Consider the following 18,120-nt stretch of genomic DNA (forward strand, 5'->3'; position numbering starts at 1 on the left):
AACGGTCAGCGGTGATCCTCAAGGATCATCGCGGCCGCTTTTTCGGCGATCATCAGGGTCGGGGAACTGGTGTTGCCCGAGGTGATCGTCGGCATGACCGATGCATCGGCAATGCGCAGGCCTTTCAGTGCGCGGAGCCTCAGGCGGGGGTCCACTACGCTATCCGGATCCGCCCCCATGCGACAGGTGCCGACGGGGTGGAAGATCGTCGTGCCGATGTCGCCGGCGGCCTGTTCCAGTTCCGCATCGCTTTCGAGATCAGGTCCTGGACGGTATTCCTCAGGGTGATAGCGGGCGAAGGCTGGTTGAGCGGCGATCTGGCGGGTGAGCCGGATCGAGCGGACGGCGACATCGCGGTCAGCAGGCGTCGAGAGATAGTTCGGCGCGATCTTCGGCTGGGCGGCGAAGTCCGGTCCGGCGATGTGCACGGAACCCCGGCTTTCGGGTCTCAGATTGCACACACTCGCCGTCATCGCCGGGAAGGGGTGGACCGGATCGCCGAATTTGTCCAGCGACACCGGCTGGACATGGTATTCGAGGTCGGCGGTTTCCTTGTCCGGGCCGGAGCGGGTGAAGATGCCAAGCTGGCTCGGTGCCATCGACATCGGGCCTGAGCGCCGCAGCGCATATTCCAGCCCGATCATCGCCTTGCCGAGGAGGCTCGACGCGCGTTCGTTGAGTGTCGGCACGCCCTTGACCTTGAAGACGAGGCGCAGCTGCAGGTGGTCCTGCAGGTTTTCTCCGACGGCGGGCACCTCGCAGACGGTCTTAATCCCTGCATTTTGCAAGACATCGCCGCGGCCGATGCCGGAGAGCTCAAGGATTTGCGGCGAGCCGATGGCCCCGGCAGACAGCACCACCTCGCGGCGGGCGGTAAAGCGCTTCAATTCGCCGTCGTGATGCACCTCGGCGCCGGTCACGCGGTCCCCCTCTATCGTCAACCGCTTCACATGGGCGCGGGTGAGGATGGTCAGGTTCTTCCGATGCCGGATCGGCTTCAGAAAGGCTTTCGCCGTGTTCCAGCGTATGCCGGAGCGTTGGTTCACCTCGAAGAAGCCGGAGCCTTCATTGTCGCCGCGATTGAAGTCGTCGGTTTCCGGAATGCCCGCCTGTTTGGCGGCCTCGCGAAAGGCTTCCAGCACGTCCCAACGAAGCCTGGCCTTCTCCACCCGCCATTCGCCGCTGGCGCCGTGTTTGTCGTCCGCGCCTTTGTGGAAGTCTTCGGTCTTCTTGAATAGCGGCAGGACGTCATCCCAGCCCCAGCCTTCGCAGCCCATCTGGCGCCACTGGTCGTAGTCGCGGGCCTGGCCGCGCATGTAGATCATGCCGTTGATTGAGGAGCAGCCGCCGAGCACCTTGCCGCGGGGGTAGCCGATTGCGCGGCCGTTCAGCCCCGGCTCGGCTTCCGTCTTGAAGCACCAGTCGGTACGCGGGTTGTTGATGCAGTAGAGGTAGCCTACCGGGATATGGATCCAGTGATAGTTGTCGCTGCCGCCGGCTTCCAGCAGCAGCACGCGCCGCGTTGGATCGGCGGAGAGCCGGTTGGCGAGCAGGCAGCCGGCGGTGCCGGCGCCGATGACGATGTAATCGTAGGTCTCCATGCTCCTCCCTGAGCGCTGCCTGCGTCTCAACTGTTTCGCAGGCGACCCTCCAGCAGGTCAAGCACGGAGCGGGCGGCGTCCATGACATTGGTGCCGGGACCGAAGACGGCGGAGACGCCATGCTCGAGCAGAAAGTCATAATCCTGGCGCGGGATGACCCCGCCGACGACCACGATCACGTCATGGGCGCCCTTGGCCTTCAGCGCTTCGACCAGCTGCGGCGCGAGCGTCTTGTGGCCGGCGGCAAGCGAGGACATGCCGACGACCTGGACTTTGTTGGCGACCGCGAGATCCGCCGCTTCCTCAGGCGTCTGGAACAGGGGACCCGCCACGACATCGAAGCCGATATCGCCGAAGGCCGACGCAATCACCTTGGCGCCGCGATCATGGCCATCCTGGCCGAGCTTGGCGATCAGGATACGCGGCTTGGAAGCCGCCTTGCCGTAATCCTTGAGGCGGGTCGACAGCGTCTCCATCTCCGGATCGCCCTCATAGGCCTTGCCATAGATGTCATGCACGACCTCGGGCACAGCGACATGATCGCCGAAGACCGCCCGCATGGCATCCGAGATCTCGCCGACGGTGGCGCGGGCGCGGGCGGCGTCTACGGCGGCTTCGAGGATGTTGCCTTGACCACTCTCGGCGACCTCGGTCAGGCGCGCGAGCGTTTCGCTGACCCGTTTCGGATCGCGCTGGCGCCGCGTCTGTTCGATACGTTTGATCTGCGACAGGCGAACGGCGGTGTTGTCGATCTGCAGGATATCGATCGGTTCCTCGTTTTCGAGACGGTATTTGTTGACGCCGACGATCACCTCTTCGGCGCGGTCGACGGCGGCCTGGCGACGGGTGGCGGCCTCCTCGATCAGGCGCTTCGGCAAACCGTCATCAACAGCCTTTGTCATGCCGCCCAACCGCTCGATCTCCTCAATTAAGGCCCAAGCCTTTTCGGCCATGTCATTGGTCAGGCTCTCGACATAATAGGAGCCAGCAAGGGGGTCGACGACCTTGGTGACGCCTGTCTCGTGCTGCAGGATCAGTTGCGTGTTGCGGGCAATGCGGGCGGAGAATTCCGTCGGCAGTGCAATCGCCTCGTCAAAGGAATTTGTGTGCAGCGACTGGGTGCCGCCGAGCACGGCAGACATGGCCTCAAAGGCGGTGCGGACGATGTTGTTGTAGGGATCCTGTTCGGCCAGCGAGACGCCCGAGGTCTGGCAATGGGTGCGCAGCATCAGGGAGGACGCCTGCTTCGGCTCGAATTCCTGCATGATGCGGGTCCAGAGCAGGCGGGCGGCGCGCAGCTTTGCCGCCTCCATGAAGAAGTTCATGCCGATGGCGAAGAAGAAGGACAGGCGGCCGGCAAACTCGTCGACATTGAGCCCCTTGGCGATGGCGGCGCGGACATATTCGCGCCCGTCGGCCAGCGTAAAGGCGAGCTCCTGCACCAGCGTCGCGCCCGCCTCCTGCATGTGATAGCCGGAGATCGAGATCGAGTTGAACTTCGGCATCTCCTTCGCCGTGTATTCGATGATGTCGGCGATGATCCGCATCGAGGGCTCGGGCGGATAGATATAGGTGTTGCGGACCATGAACTCCTTGAGGATGTCGTTCTGGATGGTCCCGGAAAGCTTGTCGCGCGAGACACCCTGTTCCTCGCCGGTGACGATGAAATTGGCGAGGATCGGGATCACGGCGCCATTCATGGTCATCGAGACGGAGATGGCTTCGAGTGGAATGCCGTCGAACAGGATCTTCATGTCCTCGACACTGTCAATCGCCACACCGGCCTTGCCGACATCGCCTTCGACGCGGGGATGATCCGAGTCGTAACCGCGATGGGTGGCGAGGTCGAAGGCGACGGATACGCCCTGCTGGCCGGCAAGAAGCGCCTTGCGGTAGAAGGCATTTGACTCTTCCGCTGTCGAGAAACCGGCATATTGCCGGATCGTCCAGGGGCGGCCGGCATACATTGTGGCACGGGGGCCACGGGTGAAGGGGGCAAAGCCCGGCAGGCTGTCGAGATGGTCGATGCCGGCGATATCGTCTGCCGTGTAAAGCGGCTTGACCGGAATGCCCTCGGGCGTTTCCCAGACGAGGCTATCCGCCGGACGCTTTAATTCCTTCTCGGCAAGCGCCTGCCAGTCGGCGATGGTCTTCTTGGTCATCGATGCGATCCTTTCGCGAAGGCTGCGCGTTTCGGCTGTTCGCCGATTGAGGTCAGTTTGACGGAATTTGGGGTCCGGGCTATTCTGAAGGCCTCAACCGGAGCGCCTTGCCATGACCTTAAAAGCCTCTGTCTCGCTCTCACCCCAGCAGGAAGAATTCGCTCGCAAGCTGGTCGAGGATGGGCATTTCCCGAGCCTTTCCGCTGTCGTCGAGCGAGGGTTGGATTTGGTGCGGGAAGAGACGGAGATGCGGGAAGAGGATGTGGAGGCGTTGCGGGCGTTAATTGAGCGTCGGCGCAAAGGGCCTTTCCTCTCTGAGGCTGAAAGCCATGAGCGGATCGAGGCCATGATTGCTGCAAAGAAGGCCGAGTATGGTCTTTGAGGTCGAACTTTCGGAAGAAAGCGAGGTCGATCTCAAGCAGATCTTTGATCATCTTGTTCAGTCCTACACCCAGTTGGGCGAGCCTCTCGAAGATGCCTTTGATCAAGCGTCCGAACGCGTTCGGCGTATCCGCAGTGACATCTTTGGCCTCGGGAGAGCGCCGGATCAGGGAACATTGTCGAAGGAGATTGGCGACGGTCTGCGTCACGTCACCAAAAACCGCGCAGTCATCTATTTCGACGTTTACGAGGCGACGCAAACCATTCAAGTCATTGCCGTTTTCTTCGGTGGACAGGACCATCAGCGGCATATGCTGAAGCGGCTGTCCTAGGCGGCTTTGAATCGTCTGCTGGTTTACCGCGCGGATACCGCCCTCTGTCCTGCCGGACATCTCCCCCCTTGTGGGGGAGATGTCGGCGTAGCCGACAGAGGGGGGCGCCCCGACCGCAATTGTCGACGGCGTCCTCACCCCTCAAACTCCATAATCAGCTCATCCACTGCCAGGCTCTGGCCAGGCTTGACGACGATCTTCTTCACGGTGCCGCGACGTTCGGCCTTCAGGATGTTCTCCATCTTCATCGCCTCAACGGTCGCCAGCGCCTGACCAGCCTCGACCGTCTCGCCCTCCTTCACCGCAACCCCGGTGATGACGCCCGGCATCGGGCAGAGCAGCATCTTCGACGTATCCGGAGGCAGCTTTTCGGGCATCAGCCTGGCAAGCTCGGCGACACGCGGCGAGCGGACGCGGGCGGTGATATCCATGCCGCGCCAGCGCAGCCGGACGGCGGGGCCCTTGAGGTCGACCTTCACTGCGAGCGTCTCTCCGCCGATGTCGACATGGGCGAGTGTCTGACCCGGCTGCCAGTCGGTGGCGACAACAAGCTCGTTGCCTGCCTCAAATGCGACGCGCGTGTTGCCGGTGCCTTCGGTGATCGCCAGGGCATGGTCCGATCCGGCTAGGTTCACGACCCAGTCCTTGCCGAGTTTGCGCGGGTGGTTGCCGATGGTACCAGAGATCTGGATCGCGCGGGCCTGCAGGCGGTGGTTGATGACGGCGGCGATCGCAGAGAGTTTTTCCGCCGAGGCCGCATCCGGCGTCACGCCGGTGAAGCCATCCTTGAACTCCTCGGCGATATAGGCCGTGGTGATCTTGCCGGAGCGGAAGCGGTCCTGGTTCATGACGGCTGAGAGGAAGGGCAGGTTGTGGCCGATACCTTCGACCTCGAAGCTGTCGAGCGCCTCGCTCATGGCGTCGATGGCGGTCAAACGATCGGGCGCCCAGGTGCAAAGCTTGGCGATCATCGGGTCGTAATACATCGAGATCTCGCCGCCTTCGAAGACGCCGGTGTCGTTGCGAACAACCGTGCCGTCGGCAGTCGTTCCCTCAGCTGGCGGACGGTAGCGGCTGAGGCGGCCGATCGAGGGCAGGAAGTTGCGATAGGGGTCTTCAGCGTAAAGCCGGCTTTCGATCGCCCATCCCTCAAGCTTCACGTCGTCCTGACCTAAAGCAAGCTTTTCGCCCGCAGCGACACGGATCATCTGCTCGACGAGATCAAGGCCGGTCACCAGTTCGGTCACGGGATGCTCGACCTGCAGGCGGGTGTTCATCTCGAGGAAGTAGAACTTGTTCTGCTTGCCATCGACGATGAATTCGACGGTGCCGGCGGAGTGATAGCCAACGGCTTTTGCCAGTGCCACGGCCTGTTCGCCCATGGCCTTGCGGGTGGCGGCATCCAGGAAGGGCGAGGGGGCCTCTTCGATAACCTTCTGGTTGCGCCGCTGGATCGAGCATTCGCGCTCGCCGAGATAGAGCAGGGTGCCGTGTTTGTCGCCCAGCACCTGGATTTCGATATGGCGCGGCTCGGTGACGAATTTCTCGATGAAGATGCGGTCGTCGCCGAATGAATTCTTCGCTTCGTTCTTCGACGACTGGAAGCCTTCGCGGGCCTCCTCGGCATTCCAGGCGATGCGCATGCCCTTGCCGCCGCCGCCGGCCGAGGCCTTGATCATCACGGGATAGCCAATCTGGTCGGAGATCTTCACCGCCTCGTCGGCATCCGCGATCAGGCCCATATGGCCGGGCACGGTGGAGACACCGGCTTCAGCCGCGAGCTTCTTCGAGGTGATCTTGTCGCCCATGGCCTGGATCGCGTTCACCGGCGGGCCGATGAAGGTGACGCCCGCCTTTTCCAGCGCCTCTGCGAAGGCGGCGTTTTCCGAGAGGAAGCCGTAGCCGGGATGGACGGCATCGGCGCCCGTCTGTCTGATAGCATCGAGGATCTTGTCGATGACGATATAGGACTGGTTCGACGGCGCCGGGCCGATATGCACCGCCTCATCGGCCATCTCGACATGCAGCGCGTTGCGATCGGCATCGGAATAGACGGCGACCGTCTTGATGCCGAGTTTCTTCGCGGTCTTGATGACCCGGCAGGCAATTTCGCCCCGGTTGGCGATGAGGATTTTCTGGATCATTTTCTTCTCTCCCTGCCGTTTATCATCCGGGTTCAGCCTCCAGGCGTTCATGCGCGAAGACTGCCGCTATTCCCGCACCTTCTTCTTCAAGCCCTTGGCCACGCTCTGCTCGTCCTTCACGTCGCCAAAGGCTTCCGGAAAATTCTTGCGGGCCAGTTGCTCGTTGATCTTCAGCTTGGCGAAGTAGGATTGCGGATCGAAGCCGCGCTCCGCAGCGATGACTTCGCGGCCGAAGAGGCGACAAAGGCGTTCACCATCGAGGTTGCCACGCTCGAAGGTTTCTGTGCCGAAGAATTGCCAGAGCGCCTGCATAAAGCCGAGGTCGGCCAGCGCCACCGTCTGGTCCATGGTGCGGTGGCGCGGCCAGTTGGTGAGCGGCGTCACCTTCGGGTTCGGCCGGCGGATCGTGAATTGCCACTGCGTTCCCGGCAGTCCCAAGGGAAAGCCCTGGTGTTTCGGCATCAGCGGATCTTTTGCCATGGCGTTACACCTCGAACACGTCTTCGAAGGATTCGGGGAAGCTCTTGCGCGCCACCTTCTCGTCGATGACGAGCATGGCCTCGTAGGAGAGCGGGTCGAAATCCTTGGTGGCTGATATCACTTCGCGGCCGAAGAGCAGGCTCAGGCGCGCGGCATCGAGATTGCCGCGCTCGAAGGGTTCCGCGCCGAAGTGATGCCAGAGCGCGTGCAGGAAGGCCGCATCGATGCGATGTTCCTTGGTGCCAGGGCGCGCCTTGCGGGGGAAGGCCTTGATGGGGGTCACGCCGCGCGGATTGGCGCGGCGGATGGTGAACTGCACACCGGTCCCCGGCATGCCGCCGGGGAAACCGCGATGTTTGGTCATGTCGGGCAGGCTCGGCATGGTCTCTCCTTACGCCGAAGCGATCTTGTCCTGCGTCTTCGTTTCGAAGTCGGAGGCATCGTGGCGTTCATGCAACTGTTCGGACAGCGGGCCGGAGGTCCTGTTGACCATCACGCCGCGCTGCAGGGCGGGGCGTTCGGCAAGCTGCTTTGCCCAGCGCAGGACATGGACATATTCATGGGTCTGCAGGAAGGTGCCGGCATCCGGATAGGACTGGTCGAGCGCCAGCCGTCCGTACCAGGGCCAGATCGCCATGTCGGCGATGGTGTAGTCGCTGCCGGCGACGAATTCATTGTCGGCGAGCTGCCGGTCGAGAACGTCCATCTGGCGCTTGGCCTCCATGGCGTAACGATCGATCGCGTATTGGATCTTCATCGGCGCATAGGAGAAGAAGTGGCCGAAACCGCCGCCGACGAAGGGGGCGGAGCCCATCTGCCAGAACAGCCAGTTCAGGGCTTCGGCGCGGGCGCGGGTTTCCGACGGCAGGAAGGCGCCGAATTTTTCTGCGAGATAGGTCATGATCGAAGCCGACTCGAACAGGCGAACCGGCTTGCCGCCGTCCTTCGGTGCGTGGTCGGCGAGGGCCGGGATCTTCGAATTCGGGTTGATCTCGACAAAGCCTTTGCCGAACTGGTCGCCCTTGCCGATATTGATCAGCCAGGCATCGTATTCAGCGCCAGAATGGCCGGCTGCGAGCAGTTCTTCCAGAAGGATCGTGACCTTCTGGCCGTTCGGCGTTGCCAGCGAATAGAGCTGCAGCGGATGTTTGCCCACCTGAAGCTCGACCTCTGTCTGCGCGCCAGCCGTTGGGCGGTTGATGCTGGCGAACTGGCCGCCATTGCCGGCTTCCCAGGTCCAGACCTTGGGAGGCTGATAGCCAGCGGGCAGGTTCTTCTCGGGCGGGAATTTTTCGTCGGTCATGAAATCGGATCCTTTCTCGGTCAAGCGCCTCGGGCGCGCCGAGAGTTATATAGGCCTTCCGTGTTGTCCTTGCCCACTCTCAATCGGCTGTTACAACGGGATCGTGTCGTGCTTTTTCCAATGGGTGCCCACCTGCTTGTTCCTGAGGCTCGCAAAAGCCTTAGCAATGCGGCGGCGGGAGGAATGCGGCATGATCACCTCATCGATGAAGCCGCGCTCTGCCGCCTTGAAAGGATTGGCGAAGTTGACTTCGTATTCTTTGGTCCGCGCCGCGATCTTCTCGGCGTCGCCGAGTTCGGAGCGGTAGAGGATCTCGGTTGCACCCTTGGCGCCCATCACGGCGATTTCGGCGGTTGGCCAGGCATAGTTGATATCGGCGCCGATATGCTTCGACGCCATGACATCATAGGCGCCGCCATAGGCCTTGCGGGTGATGAGGGTCACCATCGGCACGGTCGCCTGGCTGTAGGCGAAGAGAAGTTTCGCGCCATGCTTGATGACGCCGCCATATTCCTGGGCGGTGCCGGGCAGGAAGCCGGGCACGTCGACCAGCGTCAGGATCGGGATCGAGAAGGCATCGCAGAAGCGGACGAAGCGGGCGGCCTTGCGCGATGAATCGATGTCCAGGCAGCCGGCCAGCACCATGGGCTGGTTGGCGACGACGCCGACCGTCTGGCCTTCCATGCGGATAAAGCCGGTGATGATGTTCTTGGCAAAGGCTTCCTGGATCTCGAAGAAATCGCCCTCGTCGGCCAGCGCGTAGATCAGCTCCTTCATGTCATAGGGCTTGTTGGAGCTGTCAGGGATCAGCGTGTCCAGCCGCATCTCGATGCGGGCCGGATCGTCGTGGAAGGGCCGGACCGGCGGCTTCTCGCGGTTGTTCAAGGGCAGGAAGTCAAAGAGCAGGCGCACCTGTTCCAGGGCTTCGATGTCGTTCTCATAGGCGCCATCGGCGACGGAGGATTTTTTCGTGTGCGTCGAGGCGCCGCCGAGTTCTTCCGCCGTGACGATCTCGTTGGTGACGGTCTTCACCACGTCGGGGCCGGTGACGAACATGTAGGATGAGTCCCGCACCATGAAGATGAAGTCGGTCATGGCGGGGGAATAGACGGCACCCCCGGCGCAGGGGCCCATGATCACGGAGATCTGCGGGATGACGCCCGAGGCATCGACATTGCGTTTGAAAACATCGGCATAACCGGCAAGCGAAGCGACGCCTTCCTGGATGCGGGCACCGCCGGAATCATTCAGGCCGATCACGGGTGCGCCCACCCTCATCGCCATGTCCATGATCTTGCAGATCTTCTGGGCATGGGTTTCCGACAGGGAGCCGCCGAGCACGGTGAAATCCTGGGAGAAGACATAGACCTGGCGACCGTTGATCGTGCCCCAGCCGGTGACCACGCCGTCGCCCGGCACCTTCTGTTCGGCCATGCCGAAATCCACGCAACGGTGCGTGACATACATGTCGTATTCTTCGAACGAGCCTTCGTCGAGCAGGACTTCCACGCGCTCGCGGGCGGTCAGCTTGCCCTTGCCGTGCTGGGCGGCAATGCGCTTTTCGCCGCCGCCGAGGCGGGCCTCGTCGCGACGGGCTTCGAGCTGGTCCAGGATCGTCAGCATATCTCCTCCCTAATGGTCTTCTGGCTTCAGAGCCTTGATGTGACACCTATTCCACTGTGCCGCAGAAGAAAACGGTTGAACAGGTGCATCTGTGGATTTATGAATTTGCAAAGTGAAAATTGCGAATTTGCGAAATGGCCATCGGGAAACTCTTCATCGGCCGCAAGGTCCGCGACATCCGCCAGGCAAACGGGGCCACCCAGGCGCAGTTTGCCGATATAGTCGGCATTTCCACCAGCTATCTCAACCAGATCGAAAACAACCAGCGCCCGGTTTCGGCCTCGGTGCTGCTGGCGCTTGCGGAAAAGTTCGGCATTGACATCACCGAGCTCTCGTCCGGCCAGAATGATCGCCTCCTCTCGGCGCTGACGGAGGCGCTGTCCGATCCCTTGTTCGAGACCTATTCGCCGAGCCTGCAGGAGCTGAAGCTCGTCACGCAGAATGCGCCCGGGTTTGCCCATGCCCTGATTGCCGCCCACCAGGCCTACAGGCGCGGCAACGAGCAGCTGGCAAGCCTGGACGACCGGCTGGGGGCAGCCCCCAGCCAGGAAGTGACGCCCTATGACGAGGTGCGCGACTTCTTCCATTTCGTCGACAATTACATCCACGATCTCGACCTTGCCGCCGAGCAACTGGCGACAGAGCTGAAGCTCGGGGAGGGGGAGAATTACGCGGCGCTCTCAGGCCATCTCGAAGCGAAACACGGCGTGCGCGTCGTGCGCGGCGAGGCGGGCGACGAGGCCATCAGGCGCTTCGATCCGGTGGGGCGCATCCTCACCGTCAGCCGCTATGCATCGGCCCCCACCCGCGATTTCCAGATCGCCATCCAGATCGCCCAGCTGGTGGCTGCCACCAAGATCGACCAGGTGCTGAAACAGGCGAATTTCCGCAGCGAAGAGGCGGTCGAGATCTGTCGCATGGGTCTCTACAACTATTTCGCCGGCGCACTGATCCTGCCCTATCGCAGCTTCCTCACCGCCGCGCGGGATCTCCGCCACGACATCGAACTGCTCGCCGCCCGTTTCGAGGCCTCACTCGAACAGGTCTGCCACCGTCTCTCGACGCTGCAGCGGCCGGGCCTCAAGGGCGTACCGATCTTCTTTGCCCGCATCGACCGGGCCGGCAATATCACCAAGCGGCATAGCGCGGCCCGCCTGCAATTCGCCCGCTTCGGGGCGGCCTGTCCGCTCTGGAATGCCCATCAGGCCTTCGAGACACCCGGCCGGATCATCCGCCAGACGGCGGAAACGCCCGATGGCGTGCGCTATCTCTGCATCGCGACGCAAGTGTCAAAAGGCTCCGCCGGCTTCCGCGCCGCCAATCCGCGCTATGCCTTGGCGCTCGGCTGCGAGATCTCCTATGCCGGCGCCTTCGTCTATGCCGACGACCTCGACCTCTCCAACCGCGGCGCCTTCGACCCCATCGGCATCTCCTGTCGCATCTGCGAGCGCGTCAAATGCACCAGCCGCGCCGTGCCGCCGCTGAAGCGGAAACTGGTGGTGGATCATCGGGTGAGGAACCCGATGCCGTATGAGATTGAGTGAGAAGTGGTTCTTTGATTGCGGCAGGGCAAAATCTTCGTCTGCAGTCGGCCCGAACCGGTCATCCCGCACTCGCCGAATGGCAGCGCAGATCCTAACATTCGCGCTGTTCGTAACCGGAGCCGAAACCATTAGGTAGCGCGCAACCAACGTGTTAGGGTAGCGCGCTACCTAATGGAGAGCGCTATGCCGAGACCTAAGAACGCCGATGACGGCCTGACCAAGTTTCAACGCTACCGGCAACAGCAGCAGAACCGGGGCATGAAGCAACTGCGCATTTGGGTGCAGGATCCTCACAGGCCCGAATTTGCCACCGAAGCCAAGCGGCAAGGCCTGCTCTTGCGCGGTCGTCCCGAGGAAGCCGAAGCACTGGATTTTATCGCGGCTGCTACTGAATGGCCAGAACCGTGAAAAGAGGTGATCTCGTCACGGCTTCGGCGCAGGGCGATTATGGAAAACCCCGCCCCGCGATCGTCATTCAGTCTAATTTTCTCAATGCGGCAGACAGCGTGCTCGTCGTTTTGCTCACCAGCACGATCGCTGATGCCCCGCTTTATCGGCTCACCGTCGAGCCAACGGCGGAGAACGGTCTCAAGGTGGTTTCACAGGTCATGGTGGACAAGGTTATGGCCTATCCGCGTGCCAAATGCGGCCTGATCATCGGTCATCTTTCCGATGCCGAAATGTTGGCTCTCAACAACATGCTTTCGGTGATGATCGGCCTTGCTGACTGAAGTCAATGTTTGTTGCGACAAATCGGTCGCGCCCTCTAGGGATCCGCGACCCTACCCAAACAACCGCTCATCCCTCACCGCAAAGAACGCCTCCACACTCTCCGGCGCCACATCCTCCAGCGTCGCCGGCGCCCATTTCGGGTTCCTGTCCTTGTCGATGATCGCCGAGCGGATGCCTTCGTAGAAGTCGGGGACTTTCACCACCTGGAGGGTGCCGGCGAATTCGCGTTCGAGGCAGGTTTCGAGGTCCCCGGAGCGGCGGGCCTCGCGCAGCATCCTGAGCGTCACCTTCAGGCTGGTCGGCGATTTTGCGCGCATGGCGGTGAGGGTGCGCGTCGCGAGGTCTCCGCCTTCCTTCTCTAGGGCTGCGACGATCTCCTCGACCGTGTCGTGGGCGAAGCAGCGGTCGATCATGTCGCGGCCTTCGGAAAAGATGCCGGTCGGCCCGTCGACGGTGTAGTCGCGGATGATCGAGGCGATCGTTGCCCCCAGGGCGGGGGCGGGGAGGGCGGCAATCCGCTCCAGCAGTTCGGCCACCCGGTCCTGCGGCACATACCAGTCGGCGAAGCCTGCGGTGATGGCATCAGCGCCGTTGATCGCCTCGCCTGATAGCCCCATCCAGGTGCCGAGTTCGCCGGATGCGCGGGAGAGGAGCCAGGTTGCGCCGATATCGGGGAAGAAGCCGATGCCGGTTTCGGGCATGGCGAGTTTCGTGGTTTCGGTGACGATGCGGTGGCTGCCATGGCTGGAGACGCCGACACCGCCGCCCATGGTGATGCCGTCCATCACGACGATGTAAGGTTTCTTGAAGCCGGCGATGCGAGCGTTCAGGCGGTATTCGGCCTTGAGGAAATGGGAGGCCTTGCCATCGCCCGCCTTGCCGCTTTCATAGAACATCCTGATGTCGCCGCCAGCGCACAGCCCGCGTTCGCCCTCGCCGGTGACGAGCACGGCAGCGACTTGGCGATCGGCCTCGAAGGCATCGAGTGCCTTGCCGAAATCCAGGATCATGTCGTGGGAGAGGCTGTTCAGCACCCGTGGGCGGTTGAGGGCGATCAGGCCGATTGCGCCCTTTCTCGCCGTCAGGATCTCGTTGCCCTGATAGTCCGCCTCAAGATAGCGCATGCCGTCCTCCCTTGTCTTTTGAGAGAGTTAGATATGCGTCGCGCCTAAAGGGCAAGGGGTGGGCTGTTGCATGTGGACCAACGGTGGCTGTTGCGGACGCCCTCTTCTCCCCAGCGGGGAGAAGTGCCGAGCGCATGCGAGGCGATGAGGGGGCTGCCTGCCCGGCACAGCTCTGGCGCTTCGCGTCCCCCTCATCCGGCGCTTCGCGCCACCTTCTCCCCGCTGGGGAGAAGAGGGAGCCCGGGACGCCACCGGTGTCCCATAGGCGATAGCCCTGCTCCCTTTGTTGGCTCAGGTCACGAGATTGCGCGGCGTGCCCAAGAGAAAGAGCTCGATGTTCTCGATCAACTGGTCGGCCAGCGCCTGGATCGCCTCGCGACTTGCCCAGGCGACATGCGGGGTGAGGATGACGTTTTCGCGTGACGCGATCCGCATCATCGGGCTGTCGGGTGCGGGCGGTTCGCCATCGGTCACGTCGAAGCCGGCGCCTGAAATCTGGCCGGCATCAAGGGCCTTTTCGAGTGCCAGTTCATCGACGAGGCCGCCGCGACCGGTGTTGATGAGCAGCGGGCGGCGCTCCATCAGGGCGAATTCTCTGATACCGATCACGCCGCGCGTTTCGGGCGTCAGCGGGCAGTGGAGTGTGATGACGTCAGAGCGTTTTAATACCTCGTCGAAGGCCGTCTGGCCGGGCTTGAGCTCGGCTGCGCCACGACGACCGGCAGCAAGTACCGTCATGCCGAAGGCCTCGGCGATCTTGCCCACCGACTGTCCAAGCGTGCCATGGCCGATGATGCCGAGCGTCGAGCCGCCGAGATCGGCGATGGGATAGTCGAAATAGCAGAATTGCGCCGCCTGCTGCCAGCGACCCTCGATCACCGACTGGCGATAGGGCAGGATCGAGCGGCGCAGCGCCAGCATCAGCGCGAAGGTGTGTTCGGGCACCGTGTGTTTGGCGTAGTTCCTGATGTTGCAGACGGCGATGCCTCGCGCCTTGGCTTCCGCGAGATCGACGATGTCTGTGCCGGTGGCAGAGACGGCGATCAGCTTCAGCTTCGAGGCACCGGCCAGGGCCTCGGCGCGGACGGGGGCCTTGTTGGTGATCACAACGTCTGCGTCGCGGATACGCTCCGCCACTTCGTGTGGGGCGGTCCGAGCATGGACGACCATCTCATGCGGCACGGCGGGCGCGCGGACCACGGTTTCCGGCGACAGCGTGTCCCGGTCGAGAAAGACGATGCGGATCATGGCGGACCTCCCTGCTAGCGTTCCGACCTAGCCGAGCGGCTTTCGGCCAGCAAGGCAGGTCAGTGGTAATCCGGTACGCCCGGCATGGTGATGAAGCCCGGAAGTGCGCGGAAGCGGCGCAACCAGCGACGAAGGGCGGGGTACTCGTCATGATCGATGCCGCAGTCGCGCGAGAGGGCAAAGCTCGGCAGGAGTGCGAGGTCCGCAAGCGTCGGAGTGTCGCCCACGAACCAGTCCGAACCTTCGATCTGCCGCAGCGTCATGTGGTCTTCCATGATGCGGAAGGCTTTACGGGCTGCCTTGAGGTCGGCCTCGCTGGCGCCCTCTGAGGTAAAGAGCGCTGCCTCGCGGGCGTCCACGGCTGGTCTCAACTCGCGCCCGGAGAAGCCCAGCCATTGCTGCACGCGGCCGAAGTCTGCTGCATCGGCGGGGAGCCAGGGACTGTCAGGCGCATAGGCGCGGGCGAGATAAGCGAGGATCGCAGCGGTGCCAAAGAGCCTGACGTCGCCGTCTTCAAGGATGGGCAGCGTGCCGGTCGGATTGAGCGCCAGCATATGCGGCTTTTCCTGCTCGCGGCCCGGTGCCTTGTCGACGGCGACGGTCTCGAAGGAGAGGCCGAGCATGGAGAGGAGGAGACGGACGCGAAAGCCGTTTTCGTCGAGGTGGTAGTCGTAGAGCCTGATCATCACGCGGCCTCCACCATCTGCGATTCAACGCGGTTGCGCAGGTCTGTGGCCCAGAGGATCAGGGCGCGGCGAATGTCTGCGGAGGTGTTTCCGGCCACCGTGATGTGCAAGGCCGTCCGGCCGGCGTCGCGGGCTTGGGCTGCGATCAGGACGGTCACGTCGTTCCCTTGCAAAGTCACTGTGCCGGTCTCGCTCGGGAGCGGCCTGTAACCCTCGGGTGGCGCTGCCGTCACCGCCAGCAGAGCCGCGTTCGTCGACAGGTCGAGGAAGAGGCTGCGAACAGGGTCGGCCGTCTCCGGAATTGCGGAGAGCTTAGCCGCATCCGCCCCTTCCGGTGCCATCCAGACAATGCCGGCGCGTTCGGTTGCGGCGAAGGTCGGGACCTTGATGGTCTGGGGTACCTCGAGTTCGGGATGGGCCGGAATGTAGCGACATTGGCCGCCGGTATCGTAGCGCCAGCCGTGATAGAGGCAGGCGATGTGGTCGCCGCGCACGAAGCCGAAGCTCATGCGCATGCCACGATGCGGACAGCGGTCCTCCCAGACATGCACGTCGCCTTTCTCGTCGCGCCAGACGACGCGCTCCTCGCCGTTGACGAGCGTTCCGGCAGAGGTGCCGGCTTCGATGTCGGCGGAAAGGGCGACGGGTATCCAGGGAGAGGCTGATGTCATGATGCGGCCTTTGCGGGCAGGTCTTCGTCGGTTTGAAATCGTGATACGTCGAGCACGATGCTGTCATAGGGGCCGAGGCTGACCGCCATCTCGAAGGCGTCGATCAGGGCTTCCGGGCCCGACAGCGTCAGGCGGCAGCGCTCACTGTTGCAGGAGGCAATGTTCAGCCCGAGCGACAGGCGCGCTGCACGATGTTCGGCGAACGCGATGAAGCCCTGCGGCTCCAGCCTTCCGGAAAAGGTGAAGCCGACTGTCATCTGGTCGGCTTTCGCCGTCATCGGGTGGGGATCAGTGTTGCCTTGCAATTGTGCGCGCTCTAATTTTTGGGCAATCTAGCGGGCGACGAGATGGGGGTTCAAGTGGTTTCTCCCGTGCTCCAGAGGAAAGACAGACTATGCAGAACGGTATCGACAAGGCGTCGCTCGATCAGTGGTATGTGCTCGATACCGTGGCGGTTATCCCGGTTGGGCGATCGCAGAACTGGCTGCTCGGGACGGATCTCACCGTCGTCAAGCAGGCGGATGGGTCGATCGAGGTGTTTGCCGAGGGACGGGCCGAACCTCTGCCGCTTCGCCATCGCTTCGGCTTTCTCTGGGCGACACTGGGCAACCCCGAGCGCGAGATCTTTCCGCTGCCGGAGGCCGATGAGCCTGACCGGCGCTATGTTCCTTGCGGTGTCGTCACGGTGAAGGCCTCCGGGCTTCGCATCGTCGAGAATTTTCTCGACATGGCGCATTTTCCCTTCGTGCATACGGATGTTCTCGGCGCCGAGCCACATACGGAGGTGCAAAGCTATGATGTCGAGATCCGCCGCGAGGAAGACGAGGTCTGGGCGACCAACTGCACCTTCTTCCAGCCGCAGGCGGCTCTGTCCGCGTCCGACGGGATCACCACGCAATACATGTACCGGGTGATGACGCCGTTCACGACGATCCTTTACAAGACCTGCCCCAATGCGACCAATCGCTGGGATGTCATCGGCCTCTTCGTCCAGCCGCTCGATCCGGGCCGCTGCCGGGCACATCCGATCATGTATCTGATCGACGATGTCTCAACGACGACGGAGCTCATTCATTTCCAGCAGATGATTTTCCTGCAGGACCGGATCATTCTTGAAAACCAGCGGCCGGTGCTTCTGCCGCTGGAGCCGCGTAAGGAAGTGCCGACGCGGGCGGATGCCTCGTCGATCGCATATCGTCGGTGGCTCAAGGAAAAGGGCGTCACCTATGGCGCGACGACGACGGCTGCCTGAATTCAGGCAAAAGAAAACCCGGAAGCGGGTGCTTCCGGGTCGGGGTATCTTCTAGACTGACGGTCTTAGCCTCTGGTCATCCAGTCGTCGATCTCGCGATCGGCTTCTTCCTGGGTCTTGCCATAGGCAGCCTGGATCTTGCCGGAGAGTTCCTTGCGCTTGCCGGCGATGACGTCGAGATCGTCACCTGTCAGCTTGCCCCACTGGGTCTGGGCCTTGCCCTTGAACTGCTCCCAATTGCCTTCGATCTGGTTCCAATTCATCGGTGTTCTCCCGTGTCTGGTGTTGGTCGAGGCTCCGTGTCCTCGGATCCGAAAACGCCGGTTTGTCGCAGAAGTTCCGTCCTCGTTGTCCGACATCAATGGCCTGATAGGGGCGTGTCGGCGGCGCGTGAGAATATATCGGGACCGGTGGAACACTCGCTCTTGCTCGACGTTCTCTAGACGAAACACAATCGAAAGAACGAGTGAAGGAGATCCCCATGGCCCAGGTACCGAGCGCCTCCACGAACGATATCGAGGACAAGGCGAACGAACTTGCTGACCGCATCGAGGCAAAGACCGATTCTGCCGGCGGTGCCACGAGCGACGACATCCAGGCCGATCTGGAAGCCCTTCGCCGCGATATCGCCGCACTGACGCAGACAGTCGCCTCCTTCGGCAGCAGCAAGATCCGCCAGGCTGGCGAGACTTCGCAGCAGTATGTCGACAGCGCTCGTGAGAGCATTGCAAATGTCGAAGATGAGCTGGAGGCCTATGTGCATCAGCGTCCGTTCCAGTCGCTCGCGATTGCGGCCGGCGTCGGCTACGTGCTCGCACTGCTTACCCGGCGCTGATC

General features: G+C 62.5%; 20 protein-coding genes. 7 read left to right on the forward strand and 13 right to left on the reverse strand.

Translation table 11 applies throughout. The features are described from left to right. Positions 1–5: 5 nt before the first annotated feature. Positions 6–1,601 (reverse strand): GMC family oxidoreductase, encoded by a 1,596-nt coding sequence (locus AC02Y0_RS01845; RefSeq protein WP_476381956.1) that lies wholly within the window; start codon positions 1,599–1,601, stop codon positions 6–8. Positions 1,602–1,627: 26 nt separating this feature from the next. After that, positions 1,628–3,763: a methylmalonyl-CoA mutase gene (scpA, locus tag AC02Y0_RS01850; protein WP_476381958.1), complete on the reverse strand. Its 2,136-nt coding sequence runs from the start codon at positions 3,761–3,763 to the stop codon at positions 1,628–1,630. A gap of 112 nt (positions 3,764–3,875) precedes the next feature. Here scpA and AC02Y0_RS01855 point away from each other — a divergent pair, with 112 nt between their 5' ends. Further along, complete coding sequence (locus AC02Y0_RS01855; RefSeq protein WP_476381960.1) at positions 3,876–4,145, forward strand: ribbon-helix-helix domain-containing protein; 270 nt, start codon at positions 3,876–3,878, stop codon at positions 4,143–4,145. Then, positions 4,135–4,476 (forward strand): type II toxin-antitoxin system RelE/ParE family toxin, encoded by a 342-nt coding sequence (locus AC02Y0_RS01860; protein ID WP_476381962.1) that lies wholly within the window; start codon positions 4,135–4,137, stop codon positions 4,474–4,476. Before AC02Y0_RS01855 ends, AC02Y0_RS01860 begins: the two co-directional genes overlap by 11 nt. Positions 4,477–4,610: 134 nt before the next feature. Here the strand turns inward: AC02Y0_RS01860 and AC02Y0_RS01865 are convergent, their stop codons facing one another. The 5 genes from AC02Y0_RS01865 to AC02Y0_RS01885 all read right to left on the reverse strand — a co-directional run bounded on the left by AC02Y0_RS01865 (position 4,611) and on the right by AC02Y0_RS01885 (position 10,026). Then, positions 4,611–6,620, reverse strand: a complete 2,010-nt coding sequence (locus AC02Y0_RS01865) for an acetyl-CoA carboxylase biotin carboxylase subunit (protein ID WP_476381964.1) — start codon at positions 6,618–6,620, stop codon at positions 4,611–4,613. Between the two features lie 66 nt (positions 6,621–6,686). Then, complete coding sequence (locus AC02Y0_RS01870; RefSeq protein ID WP_112243944.1) at positions 6,687–7,100, reverse strand: hypothetical protein; 414 nt, start codon at positions 7,098–7,100, stop codon at positions 6,687–6,689. 4 nt (positions 7,101–7,104) lie between these two features. Next, entirely contained in the window at positions 7,105–7,482 is a 378-nt protein-coding gene (locus AC02Y0_RS01875; RefSeq protein WP_444556170.1) for a hypothetical protein, read from the reverse strand. Between the two features lie 9 nt (positions 7,483–7,491). Then, a complete protein-coding gene (yghU, locus tag AC02Y0_RS01880) occupies positions 7,492–8,403 on the reverse strand; it encodes a glutathione-dependent disulfide-bond oxidoreductase (protein WP_476381967.1) in 912 nt (303 codons plus the stop codon). 90 nt (positions 8,404–8,493) lie between these two features. Next, entirely contained in the window at positions 8,494–10,026 is a 1,533-nt protein-coding gene (locus tag AC02Y0_RS01885) for an acyl-CoA carboxylase subunit beta (protein ID WP_476381969.1), read from the reverse strand. Between the two features lie 134 nt (positions 10,027–10,160). Here AC02Y0_RS01885 and AC02Y0_RS01890 point away from each other — a divergent pair, with 134 nt between their 5' ends. The 3 genes from AC02Y0_RS01890 (at position 10,161) to AC02Y0_RS01900 (ending at position 12,301) form a co-directional block, all read left to right on the forward strand. Continuing rightward, positions 10,161–11,570, forward strand: coding sequence for a helix-turn-helix domain-containing protein (locus AC02Y0_RS01890; RefSeq protein ID WP_476381971.1), 1,410 nt, complete (start codon positions 10,161–10,163; stop codon positions 11,568–11,570). Between the two features lie 183 nt (positions 11,571–11,753). Continuing rightward, the gene (locus AC02Y0_RS01895) at positions 11,754–11,978 is read left to right on the forward strand and encodes an antitoxin MazE-like protein (RefSeq protein ID WP_476381973.1); all 225 of its coding nucleotides are present in this window, start codon (positions 11,754–11,756) and stop codon (positions 11,976–11,978) included. Further along, positions 11,975–12,301, forward strand: coding sequence for a type II toxin-antitoxin system PemK/MazF family toxin (locus tag AC02Y0_RS01900; protein WP_476381974.1), 327 nt, complete (start codon positions 11,975–11,977; stop codon positions 12,299–12,301). Before AC02Y0_RS01895 ends, AC02Y0_RS01900 begins: the two co-directional genes overlap by 4 nt. A 51-nt stretch (positions 12,302–12,352) precedes the next feature. Here AC02Y0_RS01900 and AC02Y0_RS01905 read toward each other — a convergent pair whose 3' ends face one another. The 5 genes from AC02Y0_RS01905 to AC02Y0_RS01925 all read right to left on the reverse strand — a co-directional run bounded on the left by AC02Y0_RS01905 (position 12,353) and on the right by AC02Y0_RS01925 (position 16,309). After that, the gene (locus AC02Y0_RS01905; protein ID WP_476381976.1) at positions 12,353–13,426 is read right to left on the reverse strand and encodes an enoyl-CoA hydratase/isomerase family protein; all 1,074 of its coding nucleotides are present in this window, start codon (positions 13,424–13,426) and stop codon (positions 12,353–12,355) included. 291 nt (positions 13,427–13,717) lie between these two features. After that, a complete protein-coding gene (locus tag AC02Y0_RS01910) occupies positions 13,718–14,674 on the reverse strand; it encodes a D-2-hydroxyacid dehydrogenase (protein ID WP_476381978.1) in 957 nt (318 codons plus the stop codon). Between the two features lie 59 nt (positions 14,675–14,733). Further along, positions 14,734–15,360, reverse strand: coding sequence for a glutathione S-transferase family protein (locus tag AC02Y0_RS01915; protein ID WP_476381980.1), 627 nt, complete (start codon positions 15,358–15,360; stop codon positions 14,734–14,736). Further along, a complete protein-coding gene (locus tag AC02Y0_RS01920; RefSeq protein WP_476381982.1) occupies positions 15,360–16,031 on the reverse strand; it encodes a Rieske 2Fe-2S domain-containing protein in 672 nt (223 codons plus the stop codon). The genes AC02Y0_RS01915 and AC02Y0_RS01920 overlap by 1 nt, the downstream gene beginning before the upstream one ends. Continuing rightward, positions 16,028–16,309, reverse strand: coding sequence for a hypothetical protein (locus AC02Y0_RS01925; RefSeq protein WP_476381984.1), 282 nt, complete (start codon positions 16,307–16,309; stop codon positions 16,028–16,030). The genes AC02Y0_RS01920 and AC02Y0_RS01925 overlap by 4 nt, the downstream gene beginning before the upstream one ends. 116 nt (positions 16,310–16,425) lie before the next feature. Here AC02Y0_RS01925 and AC02Y0_RS01930 point away from each other — a divergent pair, with 116 nt between their 5' ends. After that, positions 16,426–17,283, forward strand: a complete 858-nt coding sequence (locus tag AC02Y0_RS01930; protein WP_476381986.1) for an aromatic ring-hydroxylating dioxygenase subunit alpha — start codon at positions 16,426–16,428, stop codon at positions 17,281–17,283. Between the two features lie 65 nt (positions 17,284–17,348). On the opposite strand, the gene AC02Y0_RS01935 is transcribed toward AC02Y0_RS01930, so the two are convergent. Then, the gene (locus tag AC02Y0_RS01935) at positions 17,349–17,546 is read right to left on the reverse strand and encodes a CsbD family protein (protein ID WP_076393716.1); all 198 of its coding nucleotides are present in this window, start codon (positions 17,544–17,546) and stop codon (positions 17,349–17,351) included. 218 nt (positions 17,547–17,764) lie between these two features. Here AC02Y0_RS01935 and AC02Y0_RS01940 point away from each other — a divergent pair, with 218 nt between their 5' ends. Continuing rightward, positions 17,765–18,118 (forward strand): ElaB/YgaM/YqjD family protein, encoded by a 354-nt coding sequence (locus AC02Y0_RS01940; RefSeq protein WP_476381988.1) that lies wholly within the window; start codon positions 17,765–17,767, stop codon positions 18,116–18,118. Positions 18,119–18,120: the final 2 nt, after the last annotated feature.

This window comes from Allorhizobium sp. nf9_anc (assembly GCF_056323085.1).